Here is a 16,827-nt window from a genome sequence, read left to right as displayed (position 1 = left end):
GCATGTGTTAGGCCTGCCGCCAGCGTTCAATCTGAGCCATGATCAAACTCTTCAATTTAAGATTTTGTTCGGCTCAATGAATACTGAACATTACATAAAGTAATGTTTGAATTGACTGTGCTGAATCTTTTGATTCAATGGTCACTTCGTTTCATTGAAACCTAATTTGATACCGAGGTATCGAATTGGATTATCATCAACGAGTGCCCACACAGATTGATAGGTCTATATTGTTAAAGAGCTTTTCCTGTTGAGCTTTGCTCAAAACAGGACGGCCATTTTAGCGAGTTAAAGTTTAGTGTCAATCACTTTTTTCAAACTTTCTTCAAGCGTTTCCGCTTGGCTAATCTGGCTTGCTAACCTCAACTTCGTTTCTTTCGAAGCGTTGCCGTGTCAGCGAGGTGGCATTATAGAGATTGCGATCACATTGGCAAGCCCTTTTTCACGTTTTTCTTGATTTTTTTATCGTTCGGATAAATTTGCATCAAAAGCAGTCAAAAGAGCACGTTATTTCTACAGTTCTCTGAATTTATCTGCGAAAAGAGCCACTTTTTCCCAATTGGTGTATTCCACTTCTTTGGTCGTATCGGTTTCGCCACCTGTCATCGACATAATGAACCTAATCATAGTTCTGTCGAACCAGCTGTAACGTGGGTAATAAAGTGCACCAGCAAAAACACCGATTAGCGTTGGTTTCCAAGGAGACTTAATTAGAAACTTGCGAATGTAAGCACTACCTTCAGGTGTATCCTTTCCTTGGTCCTCTTTACGAGCGGTTAGGTTTACGCAGAAAAATGCCACTTTATTTTGCTCCAATTGATTGAGATTTCGCTCAATAAACTGGTATAGCTTTTTATTAAGATGACCATAACGAATAGAGGCGCCTATCAACACTCTGTCGTATTGACTGAAGTCAATCGTCTCGACATTATGTAAATCCACCAGCTCACAATCGAAGTCTGGAAGTTGTTCATCTATATAGTGGAGAATTTTTTTAGTCTGCCCTTCGCGGGAAGAGTATAGAAATAATGCTTTTGCCACGATTTCCCCTTAGCTACGCCAAAATGTCGGCGTAAGTAGAATAAGTAAGGTAAAGATTTCCAAACGACCAAACAGCATAGAAACTATCAATACCCATTTTGCTTTGTCGTTAACATCACCAAAGTGAAGCGCCACTTCCCCCAGGCCTGGACCGAGGTTGTTCAGAGTTGCAGCCACCGCAGAGAATGCACTGAGCTCGTCCATCCCTGTAGCAATCAAGCCCAACATACAAACCACAAATACCAATGCGTACGCGGAGAAGAAACCCCAAACCGCATCGACAACACGTTGCGGCAGAGCACTACCACCGACTTTGATGGTGTAAACTGCGCGAGGATGGACCAAACGTTTTAGTTCACGCGCACCTTGTAAGGTAAGAAGCAGGATACGAATCACTTTCATGCCGCCGCCTGTTGAACCAGCACAACCACCGATAAAAGAGGAGAACAATAGCAGTACAGGTAAGAAGAGCGGCCAGTCCGCAAAACCTGTCGTTGTAAAGCCCGCTGTTGTCGAAATTGACACGGTTTGGAACAGTGCCTGATCGAAAGCATCGTATGTCGATGTGTAAGAGTGATGTTTCAGTAATAATAGAAAGCAAATGACAAATAGCAGCACTTGAATAAACAAGAAGGCGCGAAACTCAGGATCTTTCCAGTAATACTTGGGATGTACGCCACCTGAAGCAAATGCAGCAAAGTGCAGCGTGTAGTTACATGCAGATATAAGCAGAAAAACCACCGTAATCAGGTTAATCGCGTAACTATCAAAGTATCCGATGCTGGCATCGTGGGTAGAGAAGCCACCAATGGCAATGGTGGAAAAGCTGTGACTGATGGCGTCAAATGGCGTCATACCAGCTAACCAAAAAGCCGATGCACAGGCGATAGTCAGGCTCAAATAGATGTACCAAAGCGCTTTAGCGGTTTCTGCTATGCGCGGCGTCACTTTAGTGTCCTTGACTGGACCAGGGATCTCGGCGCGGTAAAGCTGCATACCACCAATGCCAAGTACTGGCAAAATCGCCACTGCTAATACGATGATTCCCATACCGCCGAACCACTGCAATAACTGTCGATAGAATAGAATTGCTTTAGGTAACTCATCCAAACCAACAATAACGGTCGCCCCAGTCGTAGTGAGAGCAGAAAACGATTCAAAAAACGCATCCGTGACTGAAACGTTTGGGTTGTCAGCTATTAGAAAGGGGATCGAGCCTGCGCTGCCAAGTACTGTCCAGAACAGAACGACAATAAGAAAGCCATCTCGAGCTTTAAGCTCGTGCTTATACCTGCGGTTTGGGTACCAACAAACGGCCCCACAAAACAGCAGAACAAAAAATGTCGTGACAAAAGGCACACCTGCACCATCTCGATAGATCAGCGCAACGAGTGCTGGCGCAAGCATAGTGACACTAAAGAGTGCGAGCAGTAGCCCGACGATTCGAATAATTGAACGAAATTGCATGGATAAATTGACTAGCGAAGCTGTCCCTGTTGCTTCCTGTTTTTCATTATTGTCCGTCTAGCGGAATGACAATTGCCTTTGCCCCGCTTTTATTGATGATTGCTTGGGTAAACGCGCTCACTTCTCGAAGCTCAACTTCCACCACTAATACCACCTGATCGCTGTATTCAGCCTCGACTTCTACCGCACCAAATTGCGGCATGATTGACTGTGCGATCGGCATAAACCCATAGTCTAACGTTAGTCTGAGCTTTGTGGTTATTTTTTTCTCAATAGTTTGAAGCAGCTTGAGCGCTTGTTGTACCCCACCCCCATACGCTTTAACCAAGCCGCCTGTACCTAACTTGATTCCACCAGAGTATCGCGTGACCACTGCCGTGATTTCCCCCACCCCAGAGCCAGACAGCTGCGCCAGGATCGGTTTGCCTGCAGTTCCGGACGGCTCCCCATCATCACTAAAGCCCCATTTCATTGAATCTTCCGGGCGACCAGCAACAAAGCCCCAACAGTTATGTCTAGCATCAGCGTGTTTAGCTTTGATTTGATCAACAAATGCTTTTGCAGCTTCGATACTTGGCGTGTGCGCCAAATAAGTAATGAATACGCTCTTTTTAATTTCTTCTTCAAATTGAGCGAGCTCTGCTGGAATCAGATAAGGCTTGTCATTCATAGGATTATGGATTCAGGTCTATTTGCCTGAAGTCTATCACGAGTGTGATTTACCCGTCGCATAAGATCTGCCACAGCGCACAATGTTAAACACTTGTTTTAAAAATGTATTGAAATTAGACAATCCACGATCCAAACTAACTTTACTGGTCAAACCAGAACAAAAATAAAACGACTTCCTCGATACCTATTTGCCGAGGTACACGGCGTCGTTGAAATAGGTATACAGACAATCCACGATTGTATGTCATGGAGATAGACAATGATTTACCAAGCCGAAACCCTACAGGTAAAGGAAATACAAGATGGTATTGCAGAGCTAAGCTTCTGCTCTCCAAAATCCGTCAACAAACTCGACCTAGCGACATTGGAATCGCTAGATAAAGCTCTTGATGCGCTCATTGCCCATCAAGGCCTCAAGGGGTTGTTGCTCACTTCAGATAAAGACGCATTCATTGTAGGCGCAGACATTACCGAGTTTTTAGGTCTGTTTGCTAAAACGGATGCCGAGCTCGACCAATGGCTGCAATTTGCTAATAGCATCTTTAACAAATTAGAAGACTTACCCGTTCCGACCATCTCAGTGATCAAAGGCCACGCTCTTGGTGGCGGTTGTGAATGTGTACTAGCAACAGACATGCGTATTGGTGACAAAACCACCAGCATCGGCCTACCAGAAACGAAACTGGGAATCATGCCAGGCTTTGGTGGTTGTGTACGCTTACCTCGCGTTATTGGCGCAGACAGCGCAATGGAAATAATCACCCAAGGTAAAGCATGCCGAGCTGATGAAGCATTGAAAATTGGCTTACTCGATGCTGTTGTAGAGACTGATGCTTTATACGAATCGGCACTACAAACTCTTAACTCTGCAATTAATGAGAAACTTGACTGGCAAGCACGCCGAGCACAGAAAACATCTCCTCTAACGCTGAGTAAGCTAGAATCGATGATGAGCTTCACCATGGCGAAAGGTCTAGTGGCACAGAAAGCTGGCCCTCACTACCCTGCCCCAATGACAGCCGTTATCACGATTGAAGAAGGTGCTCGCTTTGCACGTAATGAAGCGTTAGACATTGAACGTAAGCACTTCGTGAAATTAGCTAAATCGGAAGAAGCAAAATCACTGGTTGGCCTATTCCTTAACGATCAATACATCAAAGGCATTGCGAAAAAAGCAGCGAAGTCAGCAAGTAAAGACACGCAACGTGCAGCCGTATTAGGTGCAGGTATCATGGGTGGCGGCATTGCTTACCAATCAGCGCTAAAAGGTGTGCCTGTCTTAATGAAAGACATCGCACAAGCGTCGCTCGACCTAGGCATGACTGAAGCATCTAAGCTGCTGAATAAACGCTTATCTCGCGGTCGCATTGATGGCTTTAAGATGGCGGGTATTTTAGCGTCAATCACACCGAGCCTACATTACGCAGGTATTGAAAACTCTGATGTGATTGTTGAAGCTGTCGTTGAAAATCCGAAAGTAAAAGCAGCAGTTTTGAGTGAAGTTGAATCCCATGTCGGTGACGACACCGTTATCACCTCAAACACCTCGACGATTCCAATCAACCTATTGGCAAAATCACTAAAACGCCCAGAAAACTTCTGTGGTATGCACTTCTTCAACCCAGTGCATCGTATGCCTCTTGTTGAGATTATCCGTGGTGAGCACACCTCTGATGAAACCATCAATCGTGTTGTGGCGTATGCTGCGAAAATGGGCAAATCACCAATTGTCGTTAATGACTGCCCAGGGTTCTTCGTTAACCGCGTATTGTTCCCATACTTTGGCGGCTTCAGCATGCTACTTCGTGATGGTGCTGACTTTACGAAAATCGACAAAGTCATGGAGCGTAAGTTTGGCTGGCCGATGGGACCGGCGTACTTGCTTGACGTAGTCGGCATTGATACCGCGCACCACGCACAAGCTGTGATGGCTGACGGTTTCCCTGAGCGTATGGGTAAACAAGGTCGTGATGCGATTGATGCACTATTCGAAGCAGACAAATATGGTCAGAAAAATGGTAATGGCTTCTACAGCTACACCATAGATAAAAAAGGTAAGCCGAAGAAAACCTTCTCAGAAGATATCTTGCCGGTGCTCGCTGACGTTTGTGCCGATAAGCAGGACTTTGACGATGAGACCATCATTCAACGTATGATGATTCCGATGATCAACGAAGTGGTACTGTGTCTACAAGAAGGCATCATCGCGACTCCGCAGGAAGCAGACATGGCATTGGTTGATGGTCTTGGTTTCCCTCCATTCCGCGGTGGCGTATTCCGCTATCTAGACAGCGTGGGTATTGCTGAATACGTTGAAATGGCAAAACAACACGCCGAGCTAGGTGCGATGTACCAAGTACCGCAAATGTTGATTGATATGGCGGCGAAAGGTGAAAGCTTTTACGGTGCACAACAGCAAGGTTCTATCTAAGGAGGGATTCTAAAATGACTAATCAAACAAGAAATGTTGTCGTAGTCGATTGTCTACGTACTCCAATGGGTCGCTCTAAAGGTGGTGCTTTCCGTCATACACGAGCAGAAGATCTATCTGCGCGTCTAATGAAAGGCATTCTTGCACGTAACCCACAAGTGAACCCAAGCGAGATTGAAGACATCTACTGGGGCTGTGTACAGCAAACACTAGAGCAAGGCTTTAACGTTGCACGTAATGCCGCGCTACTCGCGGGCCTGCCGATTGAAATTGGCGCTGTGACGGTTAACCGTTTGTGTGGCTCATCCATGCAAGCGCTGCATGACGGTACACGTGCCATCATGACTGGCGATGCTGAAATCTGCCTAATTGGTGGTGTTGAACACATGGGACACGTACCGATGAACCACGGGGTAGACTTTCACCCAGGTATGTCAAAGAACTTAGCAAAAGCTGCGGGCATGATGGGCTTAACGGCTGAAATGCTTGGTAAATTACATGGCATTAGCCGTGAGCAACAAGACGAGTTTGCCGCGCGCTCTCACGCTCGTGCGCACGCAGCAACCGTAGAGGGTCGCTTTAAAAACGAAATCCTACCAATTGAAGGCCATGCGGCTGACGGTACACTGTTTACTCTCGACTATGATGAAGTGATTCGTCCAGAGACAACAGTTGAAGGTCTGTCTCAGCTTCGTCCTGTGTTTGACCCAGCAAACGGCACAGTAACAGCCGGTACATCATCAGCGCTGTCCGATGGTGCATCAGCGATGCTGATCATGAGCGAAGAGAAAGCCAATGAGCTTGGCTTGAAAATTCGCGCACGTATTAAGGGCATGGCGATCGCAGGTTGCGATCCATCCATCATGGGTTACGGTCCGGTACCGGCGACGAAAAAAGCGCTCAAGCGTGCCGGTCTTTCAATTGAAGACATGGATGTGGTTGAGCTAAACGAAGCATTTGCAGCGCAGTCTCTGCCGTGTGCTAAAGACTTAGGTCTGCTTGATGTGATGGATGAGAAGGTCAACCTTAACGGTGGTGCGATAGCATTGGGTCATCCACTAGGCTGTTCTGGTTCACGCATCTCAACAACGTTGATCAACCTAATGGAAGCGAAAGACGCGAAATACGGTCTAGCCACCATGTGTATCGGTTTGGGTCAGGGTATAGCGACCGTATTTGAGAGGCCTTAACGCTTTGAGTGAAGTAGGCTCAAAACGACGATGGTCGTAGTGATCTACTCAACAACCAGCATGAAATGAATAAATACTAAAATAATTTAGTATTACACTTAAGGGCGACATCAGATGTCGCCCTTTGTTTTACGCCAAACACAGTAAACATGCATACAAAGCATACATGAAATGAGTAACTTTCATTTTATTCATAGATAGAGAAGACATAGACTTATAGACAGTTAATATCTTGCTGACAGTTAATATCTTGCTGTATGTGGCAACTGAGTCACGCTAACGCAATTTCGGAGAACCTTATGTTTAATGCTCTAGTTCTAAACCAAGAAGACAAACGCACTATCGCTAGTATCGAGCAAATCGATGAAACACAACTGCCGGAAGGTGACGTTCTGGTTGAAGTCGATTACTCGTCGTTGAATTACAAAGATGGTTTGGCGATCACAGGTAAAGGTAAAATCATCCGTAACTTCCCGATGGTACCTGGCATTGATCTAGCGGGTACGGTTGTAAGTTCTGAAGATTCGCGTTACCAAGCAGGTGACAAAGTGGTCTTAACTGGCTGGGGCGTGGGTGAAAACCATTGGGGTGGCATGGCTCAACGTGCTCGTCTAAAAGCGGATTGGCTAGTGCCACTACCAAAAGGTCTAGACAGCAAGAAAGCAATGATGGTTGGTACTGCTGGCTTCACTGGTATGTTATGTGTTCAAGCACTGCTTGATGCAGGCATCAAACCTGAAGCTGGTGAAATCCTAGTAACGGGCGCAAGTGGCGGCGTAGGCTCGGTTGCAGTAACGCTCCTAGCACAGCTTGGCTACAAAGTTGCTGCAGTGACAGGACGTGTAGAGACAAACGGCCCGCTACTTGAAAAACTAGGTGCTAGCCGCATCATCGACCGTACTGAATTTGAGGAACCAGCACGTCCACTTGAAAAGCAAGTATGGGCAGGTGCGGTAGATACCGTCGGCAGCAAAGTACTAGCAAAAGTACTGGCGCAAATGGATTACAACAGTGCAGTCGCCGCTTGTGGTCTTGCAGGTGGTTTTGATCTACCAACTACAGTGATGCCGTTCATCCTACGTAACGTTCGTCTACAAGGTGTGGACTCAGTAATGTGTCCAACAGAGAAACGCATCGCAGCATGGGAAAAACTGGTTGAACTACTACCAGACAGCTATTTCGAGCAAGCGTGTACTGAAGTAGAACTAGCAGAAGCACCAAAATACGCAGAAGACATCACCAACGGTCAAGTAACAGGTCGTGTGGTTATCAAGCTATAAACACTGACTCAGCGTAAACAAACGAAGAGCCGGCATTGCTGGCTCTTTTTGTTAGCAGTTTAGTCCCATATCTTCGATACGCTTAGCTATTAGACGGCTACATTCTTCACGCACAATCGTTCTTAACCATTCTTGAGCAGGTGAATGCTCGCAACGCGCATGCCAAATCATCGAATACTCAAATGGAGTAAATTGGAATGGTAATGGTTTCACCACCAAGTCATAACGCTCGGCAACCAGATACGCCAAGTCCGCTGGCACTGTGATGATAATTGGCAAGGTATCCATGATCGCCAATGCGGCTTCTAAATGATAAGCCCGCAGAACCATTTTACGCTTAGGTTTCTCCATCAAAGCTTGTTCGATCAGTGCCTTAACACCATCACTGATGGCGATCATGGCATGTGGATGACTCAGATAATCATCCAAGCTCATTTCTTTATCCGCTAATGGATGCTGTTTTGAAAGCATACACAGCACCCCCACTCGCCCCAACACTTCACTGCGTAGCGGCTCCACCGGACCTGTCGGGCGACAAATCGCTAAGTCTGCACCTTCATAAGTGAGCTGATCTGATAAACGGTCGTGTTGCAGTGGTAAGAAGTTAAAAGACACGTTTGGCGCTTCTTGGTAAATTCTCGGCAAAGCAAACGGCAGAATGGTTTGCATGGCATAGTCGGTGGTCACGATGTTGAAAGTCTGTACGCATTGCAATGGGTCAAACTCAACCGGAGATAACAACTGACGTAAAGACTCTAATGGCTCGCCTAATGAGCGATCGATCTCTAACGCTTTCTGAGTTGGGATCAAATGCTGCCCCTGACGAGTAAACAGCGGGTCTCCCAATAAGTCGCGCAGACGACCAAGCACACGACTCATTGCCGATTGACTCAAATTTAGACGTGTTGCCGCCTTACTGACACTGTTTTCTTCTATCAGTACTCGCAACGCAACCAGTAAATTTAAATCTCGGCGATAGATGTCTTCCAGTTCCACGAATTAGCCACTTATTTTGTATGTGTTTGGGTAAATTGTACTCTTCAGGCAAAAAAAATCCCGCCTTTCAGCGGGGAAGCCCAAGAAAAATGGGGATAGTGTCGGAATGAAGTGTCGGTAAAAATAGGTGAGCGTTATTAAAGTATTCTGATCGAAGCAAAAAGCGCTAATTTTCTTGCTCAGATGCACCTGACCATTTGCGCATCTCGATCCAAATCCCAATAATAGTGGCAACCATGCCTAAAAGAGGCATCAAAGAGGTGTCAGCTGGCGTTCTGAGTACCAAAGCACAAAACGAGATAAAACAAAGTACGGAGTAAATCGTAAGTCTGTCTAACGCTGTTAACATTGCCTCTCCCTTGCCAGTTGTTACCAAATTGTTAATTTAAGGTAAAACAAAAAATTCCGTTTGCCAAGTGGTTATTGAATATTTTTTCAACGAACGTAGAATTCACCGCTAAGTTAGTTACGAGAATCACACTATGAGCTTTAATCCTGAACTGGCAACAAAGACATTAGAGGCGGAAGGACTGCGCTGCCCAGAGCCAGTGATGATGGTCAGGAAGACAATTCGCAACATGCAAGATGGTGAGATTTTGCTGGTCAAAGCAGATGACCCATCCACGACTCGAGACATTCCGAGTTTCTGCCGTTTTATGGATCACCAATTAATTGCAGCACAAACGGAGCAAGTTCCGTATCAGTACCTGATCAAGAAAGGATTGGAATAATCTGGTCGAATTAAAAACGGCAGCCGATTGGCTGCCGTTTGTTTATTCATCGTATTCGAGTGTGCGAACTTCTGATTGGAGCTTGTTGAGTTGTTTTTTCATTGCCCGCATCTCTTCATGCATAGGAATGATGTGGGCTACGCGAATCCACGCCTCTACTGTTAATCCAGTAAGAACGAACGATCCTGCCACAATCGGCAACCACATATCAGTCAGTACCATCGCTAACAAGCACAGCGCCAAACCAAAGGTGAATAAATAACTCTGACTCTTTGGGGTCATCCCCATGTAACGTGTAAGCATAAACTTGCCCTCTCGCTATCATTCACACCATTAAACTACCATGACAAGTATGACACTAATATGTCATCCGTCACGCTACGGAGCGATTTTAAGTCAGAGTTTGAACTATGCCACTAATTCGCTAGTTATTGATTATTTGCATCATTTTAACGATTGTTCGCGGATAACATTTTCCATTTTCAGGCTGCGTTATCCGCCTAAAAACATTAAAAGAAGGCCGCACCAATCGCCAACAACACGAACAAAATAGCGGTGACTTTACGAATCAACCCCAGGGGCATCTTGTCTGCTGAAAGCTTACCAATTAACACCACAGGCACGTTAGCCAACAACATACCAATGGTCGTGCCAAGTATGACCCAACTCAGCGCATCCGCGTACTGCGCGCCTAGGATAGAAGTGGCGATCTGAGTTTTATCGCCAATCTCAGCCACAAAGAAAGCAATAAAGCTGGCAATGAAAGGACCTCGGTTTGAAATCTGTTCGTCATCATCCAACTTATCAGGAATCAACACCCAAGTCGCCATCGCGACAAAACTGACCACCAGCACCCACTTTAAAATCTCAGGTGATAAATAGTCAGCGACAACCACACCTAACCATGCAGCCAAAGCGTGGTTGGCAATGGTTGCCAAAAAGATTGCTGCAATAATTGGGATTGGTTTGCGGTAACGACTTGCGAGTAATAGAGATAGCAATTGGGTCTTATCGCCAATTTCTGCTAACGCTACAGTAGTAATTGAAATAGCTAAAACGCTCACGACATGCTCATTGGGGCAGGGATTATTATATTTAACCAAAGACAAACCTCACGCCCCTACCCCGGTTCGTGATGATTTGTCTAAGGTCTTGCTAAACTTGAAAGGCTTCAAGTCTCGAACGCCATGGTGATTTTGCACCAATTATGTTGACGGACGAACCAGATGAAACAGAAACTTCATCAGGTAAGCTACTCCCCAAAGACAGGCGCAATTCTAGCCACCTTTGTTGCGCTTCTCAAGAGCCAAAGCAGGCAAAAACTCCCTTTTAAGAAAAATACAGCAGATAACGCGGTAAAAATTCATTAAAGGAGAAAATCGCCCACGAATTAATCAAGATTAGCTCTACTCCCATGCTCAATATCTGGTTATACTAGATTGTTAATTTATTCAACCGTAATTACTCTTTATCGCCGTTGTTAGAGTTGAAAAACTCGGCATAGATGACGAATTAACGAGTAACAAGAGAATCGCGCGAACCTGACTTATGCAAAAATACGATATCAAAACCTTCCAGGGAATGATCCTCGCGCTGCAGGATTATTGGGCTCAAAATGGTTGTACCATTGTTCAACCGCTAGATATGGAAGTGGGTGCGGGTACCTCTCACCCAATGACCTGTCTACGAGCGCTTGGCCCAGAGCCAATGTCGACAGCTTACGTACAACCTTCACGTCGTCCTACTGATGGCCGTTACGGTGAAAACCCTAACCGTCTTCAGCACTACTACCAATTCCAAGTAGCGCTAAAACCATCGCCTGACAATATTCAAGAGTTGTACCTTGGCTCCCTTGAAGTTCTTGGTATTGACCCTCTTGTACACGACATCCGTTTCGTAGAAGACAACTGGGAAAACCCAACACTAGGCGCATGGGGTCTAGGCTGGGAAGTTTGGCTAAACGGTATGGAAGTAACTCAGTTTACGTACTTCCAACAAGTTGGCGGCCTTGAGTGTAAACCAGTCACTGGCGAAATCACTTACGGTATCGAGCGTCTAGCAATGTACATCCAAGAAGTAGACTCGGTTTACGACCTAGTTTGGAACATCGCACCAGACGGCAGCAAAGTGACTTACGGTGATATCTTCCACCAAAACGAAGTAGAGCAATCGACTTACAACTTCGAGCACGCAGACGTTGAATTCCTATTTGGTTTCTTCGAACAGTGTGAGAAAGAGTGTAAAGAGTTGCTTGAGCTTGAAAAGCCACTGCCATTACCTGCTTACGAGCGCATCCTAAAAGCAGGTCACGCATTCAACCTACTAGACGCGCGTAAAGCGATCTCAGTAACTGAACGTCAGCGATACATCTTGCGCATTCGCGATCTGACTAAGTCAGTAGCAGAAGCATACTACGCATCGCGTGAAGCTCTTGGCTTCCCAATGTGTAAGAAAGAACAAGCGTAAGGGGTAGAGAACATGGCAAAAGAATTTCTAATCGAGCTAGGTACAGAAGAGCTACCACCAACGCAACTTCGTACGCTAGCTGAAGCATTCGCAGCAAACTTCGAAGCAGAACTAAAAGGCGCTGAGCTAGCTCACGAAGGCGTAAAATGGTTTGCGGCTCCTCGTCGTCTTGCACTTAAAGTCGCGGCACTAGCAGAAAGCCAATCAGACAAAATCGTTGAAAAACGTGGCCCTGCGGTTTCTGCAGCGTTTGACGCGGAAGGCAACCCAACCAAAGCGGCTCAAGGCTGGGCACGCGGTTGTGGTATTTCTGTTGACCAAGCAGAGCGCATGGTTACAGATAAAGGCGAATGGCTACTGTTCAAACAAGAAGTGAAAGGTCAGCCAACGTCTGAGATCGTTGTTGAACTTGCAGCGAAAGCACTAGCAAACCTACCTATCGCAAAACCAATGCGCTGGGGTAACAAAACAACTCAGTTCATCCGTCCAGTTAAGACGCTAACCATGCTGATGGGCAGCGACCTAATCGAAGGCGAGATCCTTGGTGTCGCTTCTGACCGCACTATCCGTGGTCACCGCTTCATGGGTGAACAAGAGTTCACTATCGATTCTGCTGAGCAATACCCTGCGATCCTAGAAGAGCGCGGTAAAGTAATGGCAGATTACGAAGCGCGTAAAGCAATCATCCTAGCTGACGCACAAAAAGCGGCAGCAGCGGTTGGCGGTATCGCTGACCTAGAAGATGACCTAGTAGAAGAAGTCACGTCTCTGGTTGAATGGCCAGTGGTACTAACCGCGAAGTTCGAAGAAGAGTTCCTAAAAGTGCCTTCTGAAGCGTTGGTTTACACCATGAAAGGTGACCAGAAGTACTTCCCTGTTTATGACGAAAACAAGAAGCTACTACCTAACTTCATCTTCGTATCGAACATCGAATCAAAAGAACCTCGTTACGTAATCGAAGGTAACGAGAAAGTGGTTCGTCCTCGTCTTGCTGACGCAGAGTTCTTCTTCAACACAGACCGTAAGCGTCCGCTTATCGACCGTCTGCCTGAACTAGAGCAAGCGATCTTCCAAAAGCAACTGGGTACGATCAAAGACAAAACAGACCGCATCACAGAACTTGCTGGCTACATTGCAGAGCAAATCGGTGCTGACGTTGAGAAATCAAAGCGTGCTGGTCTACTAGCAAAATGTGACCTAATGACCTCAATGGTATTCGAATTCACGGATACTCAAGGTGTTATGGGTATGCACTACGCTCGCCACGACGGTGAAGCAGAAGAAGTTGCAGTCGCACTGAACGAGCAATACATGCCTCGTTTCGCAGGTGATGAACTGCCATCAAACGGCGTTTCAACAGCAGTTGCAATGGCAGACAAGCTAGACACTATTGTAGGTATCTTCGGTATTGGTCAAGCGCCTAAAGGCAGCGACCCATTCGCACTACGCCGCGCATCTCTAGGTGTACTACGTATCATCGTTGAATACGGCTACAACCTAGATCTTGTTGACCTAGTAGCGAAAGCGAAGTCACTGTTTGGCGACCGCCTAACCAACGACAACGTTGAACAAGACGTTATCGAGTTCATGCTTGGTCGTTTCCGCGCTTGGTACCAAGACGAAGGCTTCAGCGTAGACATCATTCAAGCAGTTCTAGCGCGTCGCCCGACTAAACCAGCAGACTTCGACCAACGAGTTAAAGCGGTTTCTCACTTCCGTGAACTGGAAGCGGCAGAGTCTCTAGCAGCAGCGAACAAACGTGTTGGTAACATCCTAGCGAAATTCGACGGCGAACTAGCAGCAGACATCGACCTAGCACTTCTACAAGAAGACGCAGAGAAAGCACTAGCAGAAAGCGTTGAAGTAATGACGGAAGCGCTAGAGCCAGCATTTGCTACAGGTAACTACCAAGAAGCCCTAAGCAAGCTAGCAGATCTACGTGAGCCAGTGGATGCGTTCTTCGATAACGTAATGGTAATGGCAGACGACGAAGCACTTAAGAAGAACCGTCTGACATTGCTGAACAACCTGCGCAACCTGTTCTTACAGGTCGCAGATATCTCTGTCCTTCAAAAGTAATTCATTACTCTTCGAAGTGATTAAGAAATAAGTAAAAGGGAAGCATCTGCTTCCCTTTTTTGTTGCCTTCAAACCGATGAAGGTGACGCTTATTATTCATTTTGTGAACAAGACTAAAATTTGTAGGGTGAGACGCGTTTAACTTGTTGGTGTAGAGCTCGGATTGTAGAGGCTCAGTTTTGCTATAACTGGACTGTTTATTCGGGGGAAGGACACAATGAAAAAAACAATTCTCGCACTCTCTATTGGACTATTGAGCGCCTGCAGCCAGATTCCAGAAAATGCTATCGTACTGAGCGTTGGAGACGATACAGCCGTCTTCGAACAAAACTCTAACGGCTTACTTGTCGCCGAGCAAAAACTCGAAAAAGGCAGCTATACCTTTACCATTGCCGACAGTAACCAAACCTGCGGCAGCAGCTTTGCTCTAGCAGAAGAAGCTCGCATCAAATTCAATCGTCCATTAAAAATGGATAATTGTGCCACAGATGCCCAAATGCCGCTGCGCATCTTCAAAGCCAACACCTATCAGTTTACGCTCAACCCAACTACTAACGAGCTAACTGTTAGGCTCAAACCCAAACAGAACCAAGACATCACCTACTCTTGCCCTGTCGCAACTGACGCGCCAAAAACCATCAACGTTGAGCAAACCTTTAATGATGGCACTGTCGTTCGCGATGCCTTAACCGGACAAGAAACTATAGTTACAAATGGCAGCGTAACCATGCAGCCGGGCCCTATGAGCCAAGGTCTATTGTTACTAGAAGAGGTTGAGCAACAAGCAGAAAAACCTTTCACCTGGGATAACGCGACGGTGTACTTCGTCATGACTGACCGCTTCTATAACGGCAACCCAGACAACGACAACAGCTACGGTCGCAGCAAAGACGGAAAATACGAGATTGGTACCTTCCATGGTGGTGACTTAGCGGGTGTGACGAAAAAACTCGATTACATCGAATCGCTTGGTGTGAATGCTATCTGGATAACCTCACCACTGGAACAAATCCATGGCTGGGTTGGCGGCGGTGACAAAGGTGACTTTAAACACTACGGCTACCACGGCTACTACCATCAAGATTGGACCAAGCTTGATGCCAACATGGGTACCGACGATGAACTCAGAACCTTCGTCGATACTGCGCACAAGAAAGGCATCCGCGTGATTTGGGATGTGGTCATGAACCACACTGGCTACGCAACATTAGCAGACATGCAGGAATTCGGCTTTGGTCAACTTTACCTTGATGACCAAGAAGCCAAAGAAGTCCTTGGTGAAAAATGGACCGACTGGCAGCCAAAATCAGGACAAAGCTGGCACAGCTTCAACGATTACATCAAATACGCTGATAGCGAAGCGTGGGATAAATGGTGGGGTAAAGATTGGATCCGTACCGACATTGGCGACTACGATGCTCCGGGCTACAACGACATCACCATGTCTTTGAACTACCTACCGGATCTCAAAACCGAATCGACTCAGAAAACCGGATTGCCAAACTTCTTCCGCAATAAAGGCACCAATGCGCAAGATGAGCTGCAAACTCCGCGTGAGCATCTGATTAAGTGGTTATCCGATTGGGTGCGCGACTATGGCATTGATGGCTTCCGTGTCGACACGGCCAAACACGTTGAAATGGAAGCGTGGGCAGAGCTGAAAGCCAGCACCACTCAAGCGCTTGCCCAGTGGAAGCAAAACAACCCAGACAAAGCCTTGGATGACCTACCTTTCTGGATGACGGGTGAAGTATGGGCGCACAGCGTGGTGAAAAGCCCGTATTTCGATAACGGCTTCGATTCCATCATCAACTTCGAGTTCCAATCTGATGTAGCACCAAAAGCGCTGAAATGCTTTGCTCAACTCGATAGCGATTATCGCCGCTACGCGGAACGTATTAACTCCGATCCTGAGTTCAACGTGTTGAGTTACCTGTCTTCGCACGATACTCAACTGTTTTGGTCGGCACGCAGCCGCAGCTTCGATGACCAAGCACGCGCTGCCAATGCGTTGATGCTGGCGCCAGGTGCAGTGCAAATCTACTACGGCGATGAGATTGCTCGTGACTTTGGTATTACCGGTTCCGACCCTACTCAAGGTACTCGCTCTGATATGCCATGGGATAAGATTCATGGCGAGCGTGAAGATCTAGTGCAACATTGGCAAAAGTTGGGGGAATTCCGTAAACGCCACCCAGCGGTTGCGCAAGGTAAGCACATTACTCGCAACCAAGAAGGTTATTACGCATTCGAACGCCAATACCACGACGACAAAGTGCTGATCGTCTACACTGGCGAATAGCCGATTCACTCCACCAGCAAGGGAAGCATTTCGCTTCCCTTTTTTATTCACTGCTCATATCCCCATCATCTGGTCTGATGACAAACTTTTTTCTTCTTCGAGTAAATTCACACTTTGCGTCGTAATAACATTAGGGTAAGGTCAAGTATTACTCTATAAGCTGATGTTTCAT

At 46.5% G+C, this 16,827-nt stretch carries 15 protein-coding genes; 8 read left to right on the top strand and 7 right to left on the bottom strand.

Going from position 1 to position 16,827, the window contains the following annotated elements:
* Nucleotides 1-513: 513 nt before the first annotated feature.
* From hemG to D8S93_RS20435, 3 genes are read right to left on the bottom strand one after another with little or no spacing between them, the layout of a single operon-like run.
* A complete protein-coding gene (hemG, locus tag D8S93_RS20445) occupies nucleotides 514-1,041 on the bottom strand; it encodes a menaquinone-dependent protoporphyrinogen IX dehydrogenase (RefSeq protein WP_005378894.1) in 528 nt (175 codons plus the stop codon).
* A 9-nt stretch (nucleotides 1,042-1,050) separates the two neighbouring features.
* Entirely contained in the window at nucleotides 1,051-2,508 is a 1,458-nt protein-coding gene (locus D8S93_RS20440) for a TrkH family potassium uptake protein (protein WP_006743175.1), read from the bottom strand.
* Between the two features lie 46 nt (nucleotides 2,509-2,554).
* Nucleotides 2,555-3,178 carry a YigZ family protein gene (locus D8S93_RS20435; RefSeq protein ID WP_152815154.1) on the bottom strand — a complete coding sequence of 208 codons (624 nt, stop codon included), beginning with the start codon at nucleotides 3,176-3,178 and terminating at the stop codon, nucleotides 2,555-2,557.
* A 261-nt stretch (nucleotides 3,179-3,439) separates the two neighbouring features.
* On the opposite strand from D8S93_RS20435, the gene fadB reads away from it, so the two are divergent.
* From fadB to D8S93_RS20420, 3 genes are all read left to right on the top strand, one after another.
* Nucleotides 3,440-5,611: a fatty acid oxidation complex subunit alpha FadB gene (gene fadB / locus D8S93_RS20430; RefSeq protein ID WP_152815151.1), complete on the top strand. Its 2,172-nt coding sequence runs from the start codon at nucleotides 3,440-3,442 to the stop codon at nucleotides 5,609-5,611.
* A gap of 14 nt (nucleotides 5,612-5,625) precedes the next feature.
* Nucleotides 5,626-6,801, top strand: a complete 1,176-nt coding sequence (gene fadA / locus D8S93_RS20425; RefSeq protein ID WP_152815148.1) for an acetyl-CoA C-acyltransferase FadA — start codon at nucleotides 5,626-5,628, stop codon at nucleotides 6,799-6,801.
* A 299-nt stretch (nucleotides 6,802-7,100) separates the two neighbouring features.
* On the top strand, nucleotides 7,101-8,081 hold the full coding sequence (locus D8S93_RS20420) for an MDR family oxidoreductase (RefSeq protein WP_085344399.1): 981 nt from the start codon (nucleotides 7,101-7,103) through the stop codon (nucleotides 8,079-8,081).
* Between the two features lie 51 nt (nucleotides 8,082-8,132).
* Here the strand turns inward: D8S93_RS20420 and D8S93_RS20415 are convergent, their stop codons facing one another.
* Nucleotides 8,133-9,077: a LysR family transcriptional regulator gene (locus D8S93_RS20415; protein WP_005378881.1), complete on the bottom strand. Its 945-nt coding sequence runs from the start codon at nucleotides 9,075-9,077 to the stop codon at nucleotides 8,133-8,135.
* 166 nt (nucleotides 9,078-9,243) lie between these two features.
* Entirely contained in the window at nucleotides 9,244-9,426 is a 183-nt protein-coding gene (locus D8S93_RS20410) for a hypothetical protein (protein ID WP_152815145.1), read from the bottom strand.
* 133 nt (nucleotides 9,427-9,559) lie between these two features.
* Here D8S93_RS20410 and tusA point away from each other — a divergent pair, with 133 nt between their 5' ends.
* Entirely contained in the window at nucleotides 9,560-9,808 is a 249-nt protein-coding gene (gene tusA / locus D8S93_RS20405; RefSeq protein WP_005394130.1) for a sulfurtransferase TusA, read from the top strand.
* 42 nt (nucleotides 9,809-9,850) lie between these two features.
* On the opposite strand, the gene D8S93_RS20400 is transcribed toward tusA, so the two are convergent.
* On the bottom strand, nucleotides 9,851-10,111 hold the full coding sequence (locus tag D8S93_RS20400) for a hypothetical protein (RefSeq protein ID WP_031780377.1): 261 nt from the start codon (nucleotides 10,109-10,111) through the stop codon (nucleotides 9,851-9,853).
* Between the two features lie 206 nt (nucleotides 10,112-10,317).
* On the bottom strand, nucleotides 10,318-10,872 hold the full coding sequence (locus D8S93_RS20395) for a TMEM165/GDT1 family protein (RefSeq protein ID WP_319803054.1): 555 nt from the start codon (nucleotides 10,870-10,872) through the stop codon (nucleotides 10,318-10,320).
* A gap of 162 nt (nucleotides 10,873-11,034) precedes the next feature.
* Between D8S93_RS20395 and D8S93_RS24890 the strand changes: the two genes are divergently transcribed.
* From D8S93_RS24890 to D8S93_RS20380, 4 genes are all read left to right on the top strand, one after another.
* On the top strand, nucleotides 11,035-11,178 hold the full coding sequence (locus D8S93_RS24890) for a hypothetical protein (RefSeq protein WP_012841258.1): 144 nt from the start codon (nucleotides 11,035-11,037) through the stop codon (nucleotides 11,176-11,178).
* Between the two features lie 178 nt (nucleotides 11,179-11,356).
* Nucleotides 11,357-12,274 carry a glycine--tRNA ligase subunit alpha gene (gene glyQ, locus D8S93_RS20390; RefSeq protein ID WP_048625586.1) on the top strand — a complete coding sequence of 306 codons (918 nt, stop codon included), beginning with the start codon at nucleotides 11,357-11,359 and terminating at the stop codon, nucleotides 12,272-12,274.
* A gap of 12 nt (nucleotides 12,275-12,286) precedes the next feature.
* On the top strand, nucleotides 12,287-14,353 hold the full coding sequence (glyS, locus tag D8S93_RS20385) for a glycine--tRNA ligase subunit beta (protein WP_104969978.1): 2,067 nt from the start codon (nucleotides 12,287-12,289) through the stop codon (nucleotides 14,351-14,353).
* A 217-nt stretch (nucleotides 14,354-14,570) separates the two neighbouring features.
* Complete coding sequence (locus D8S93_RS20380) at nucleotides 14,571-16,655, top strand: alpha-amylase (protein ID WP_152815139.1); 2,085 nt, start codon at nucleotides 14,571-14,573, stop codon at nucleotides 16,653-16,655.
* Nucleotides 16,656-16,827 lie beyond the last annotated feature (172 nt).

This window comes from Vibrio sp. VGrn 2 (genome assembly GCF_009361695.1).
Taxonomy (GTDB): domain Bacteria; phylum Pseudomonadota; class Gammaproteobacteria; order Enterobacterales; family Vibrionaceae; genus Vibrio; species Vibrio diabolicus.
The sequence above is the reverse complement of the archived record's forward strand: the minus strand, read 5'-3'. Positions and strand labels throughout refer to the sequence as shown.

Bases quoted from the DNA above. Each gene is read 5' to 3' on its own strand.
- D8S93_RS20380 (WP_152815139.1), top strand. From the start codon at position 14,571: ATGAAAAAAACAATTCTCGCACTCTCTATTGGACTATTGAGCGCCTGC.
- glyQ (WP_048625586.1), top strand. From the start codon at position 11,357: ATGCAAAAATACGATATCAAAACCTTCCAGGGAATGATCCTCGCGCTG.
- tusA (WP_005394130.1), top strand. From the start codon at position 9,560: ATGAGCTTTAATCCTGAACTGGCAACAAAGACATTAGAGGCGGAAGGA.
- fadB (WP_152815151.1), top strand. From the start codon at position 3,440: ATGATTTACCAAGCCGAAACCCTACAGGTAAAGGAAATACAAGATGGT.
- D8S93_RS24890 (WP_012841258.1), top strand. From the start codon at position 11,035: ATGAAACAGAAACTTCATCAGGTAAGCTACTCCCCAAAGACAGGCGCA.
- fadA (WP_152815148.1), top strand. From the start codon at position 5,626: ATGACTAATCAAACAAGAAATGTTGTCGTAGTCGATTGTCTACGTACT.
- D8S93_RS20420 (WP_085344399.1), top strand. From the start codon at position 7,101: ATGTTTAATGCTCTAGTTCTAAACCAAGAAGACAAACGCACTATCGCT.
- D8S93_RS20440 (WP_006743175.1), bottom strand. From the start codon at position 2,508: ATGCAATTTCGTTCAATTATTCGAATCGTCGGGCTACTGCTCGCACTC.
- glyS (WP_104969978.1), top strand. From the start codon at position 12,287: ATGGCAAAAGAATTTCTAATCGAGCTAGGTACAGAAGAGCTACCACCA.
- D8S93_RS20435 (WP_152815154.1), bottom strand. From the start codon at position 3,178: ATGAATGACAAGCCTTATCTGATTCCAGCAGAGCTCGCTCAATTTGAA.
- D8S93_RS20410 (WP_152815145.1), bottom strand. From the start codon at position 9,426: ATGTTAACAGCGTTAGACAGACTTACGATTTACTCCGTACTTTGTTTT.
- D8S93_RS20400 (WP_031780377.1), bottom strand. From the start codon at position 10,111: ATGCTTACACGTTACATGGGGATGACCCCAAAGAGTCAGAGTTATTTA.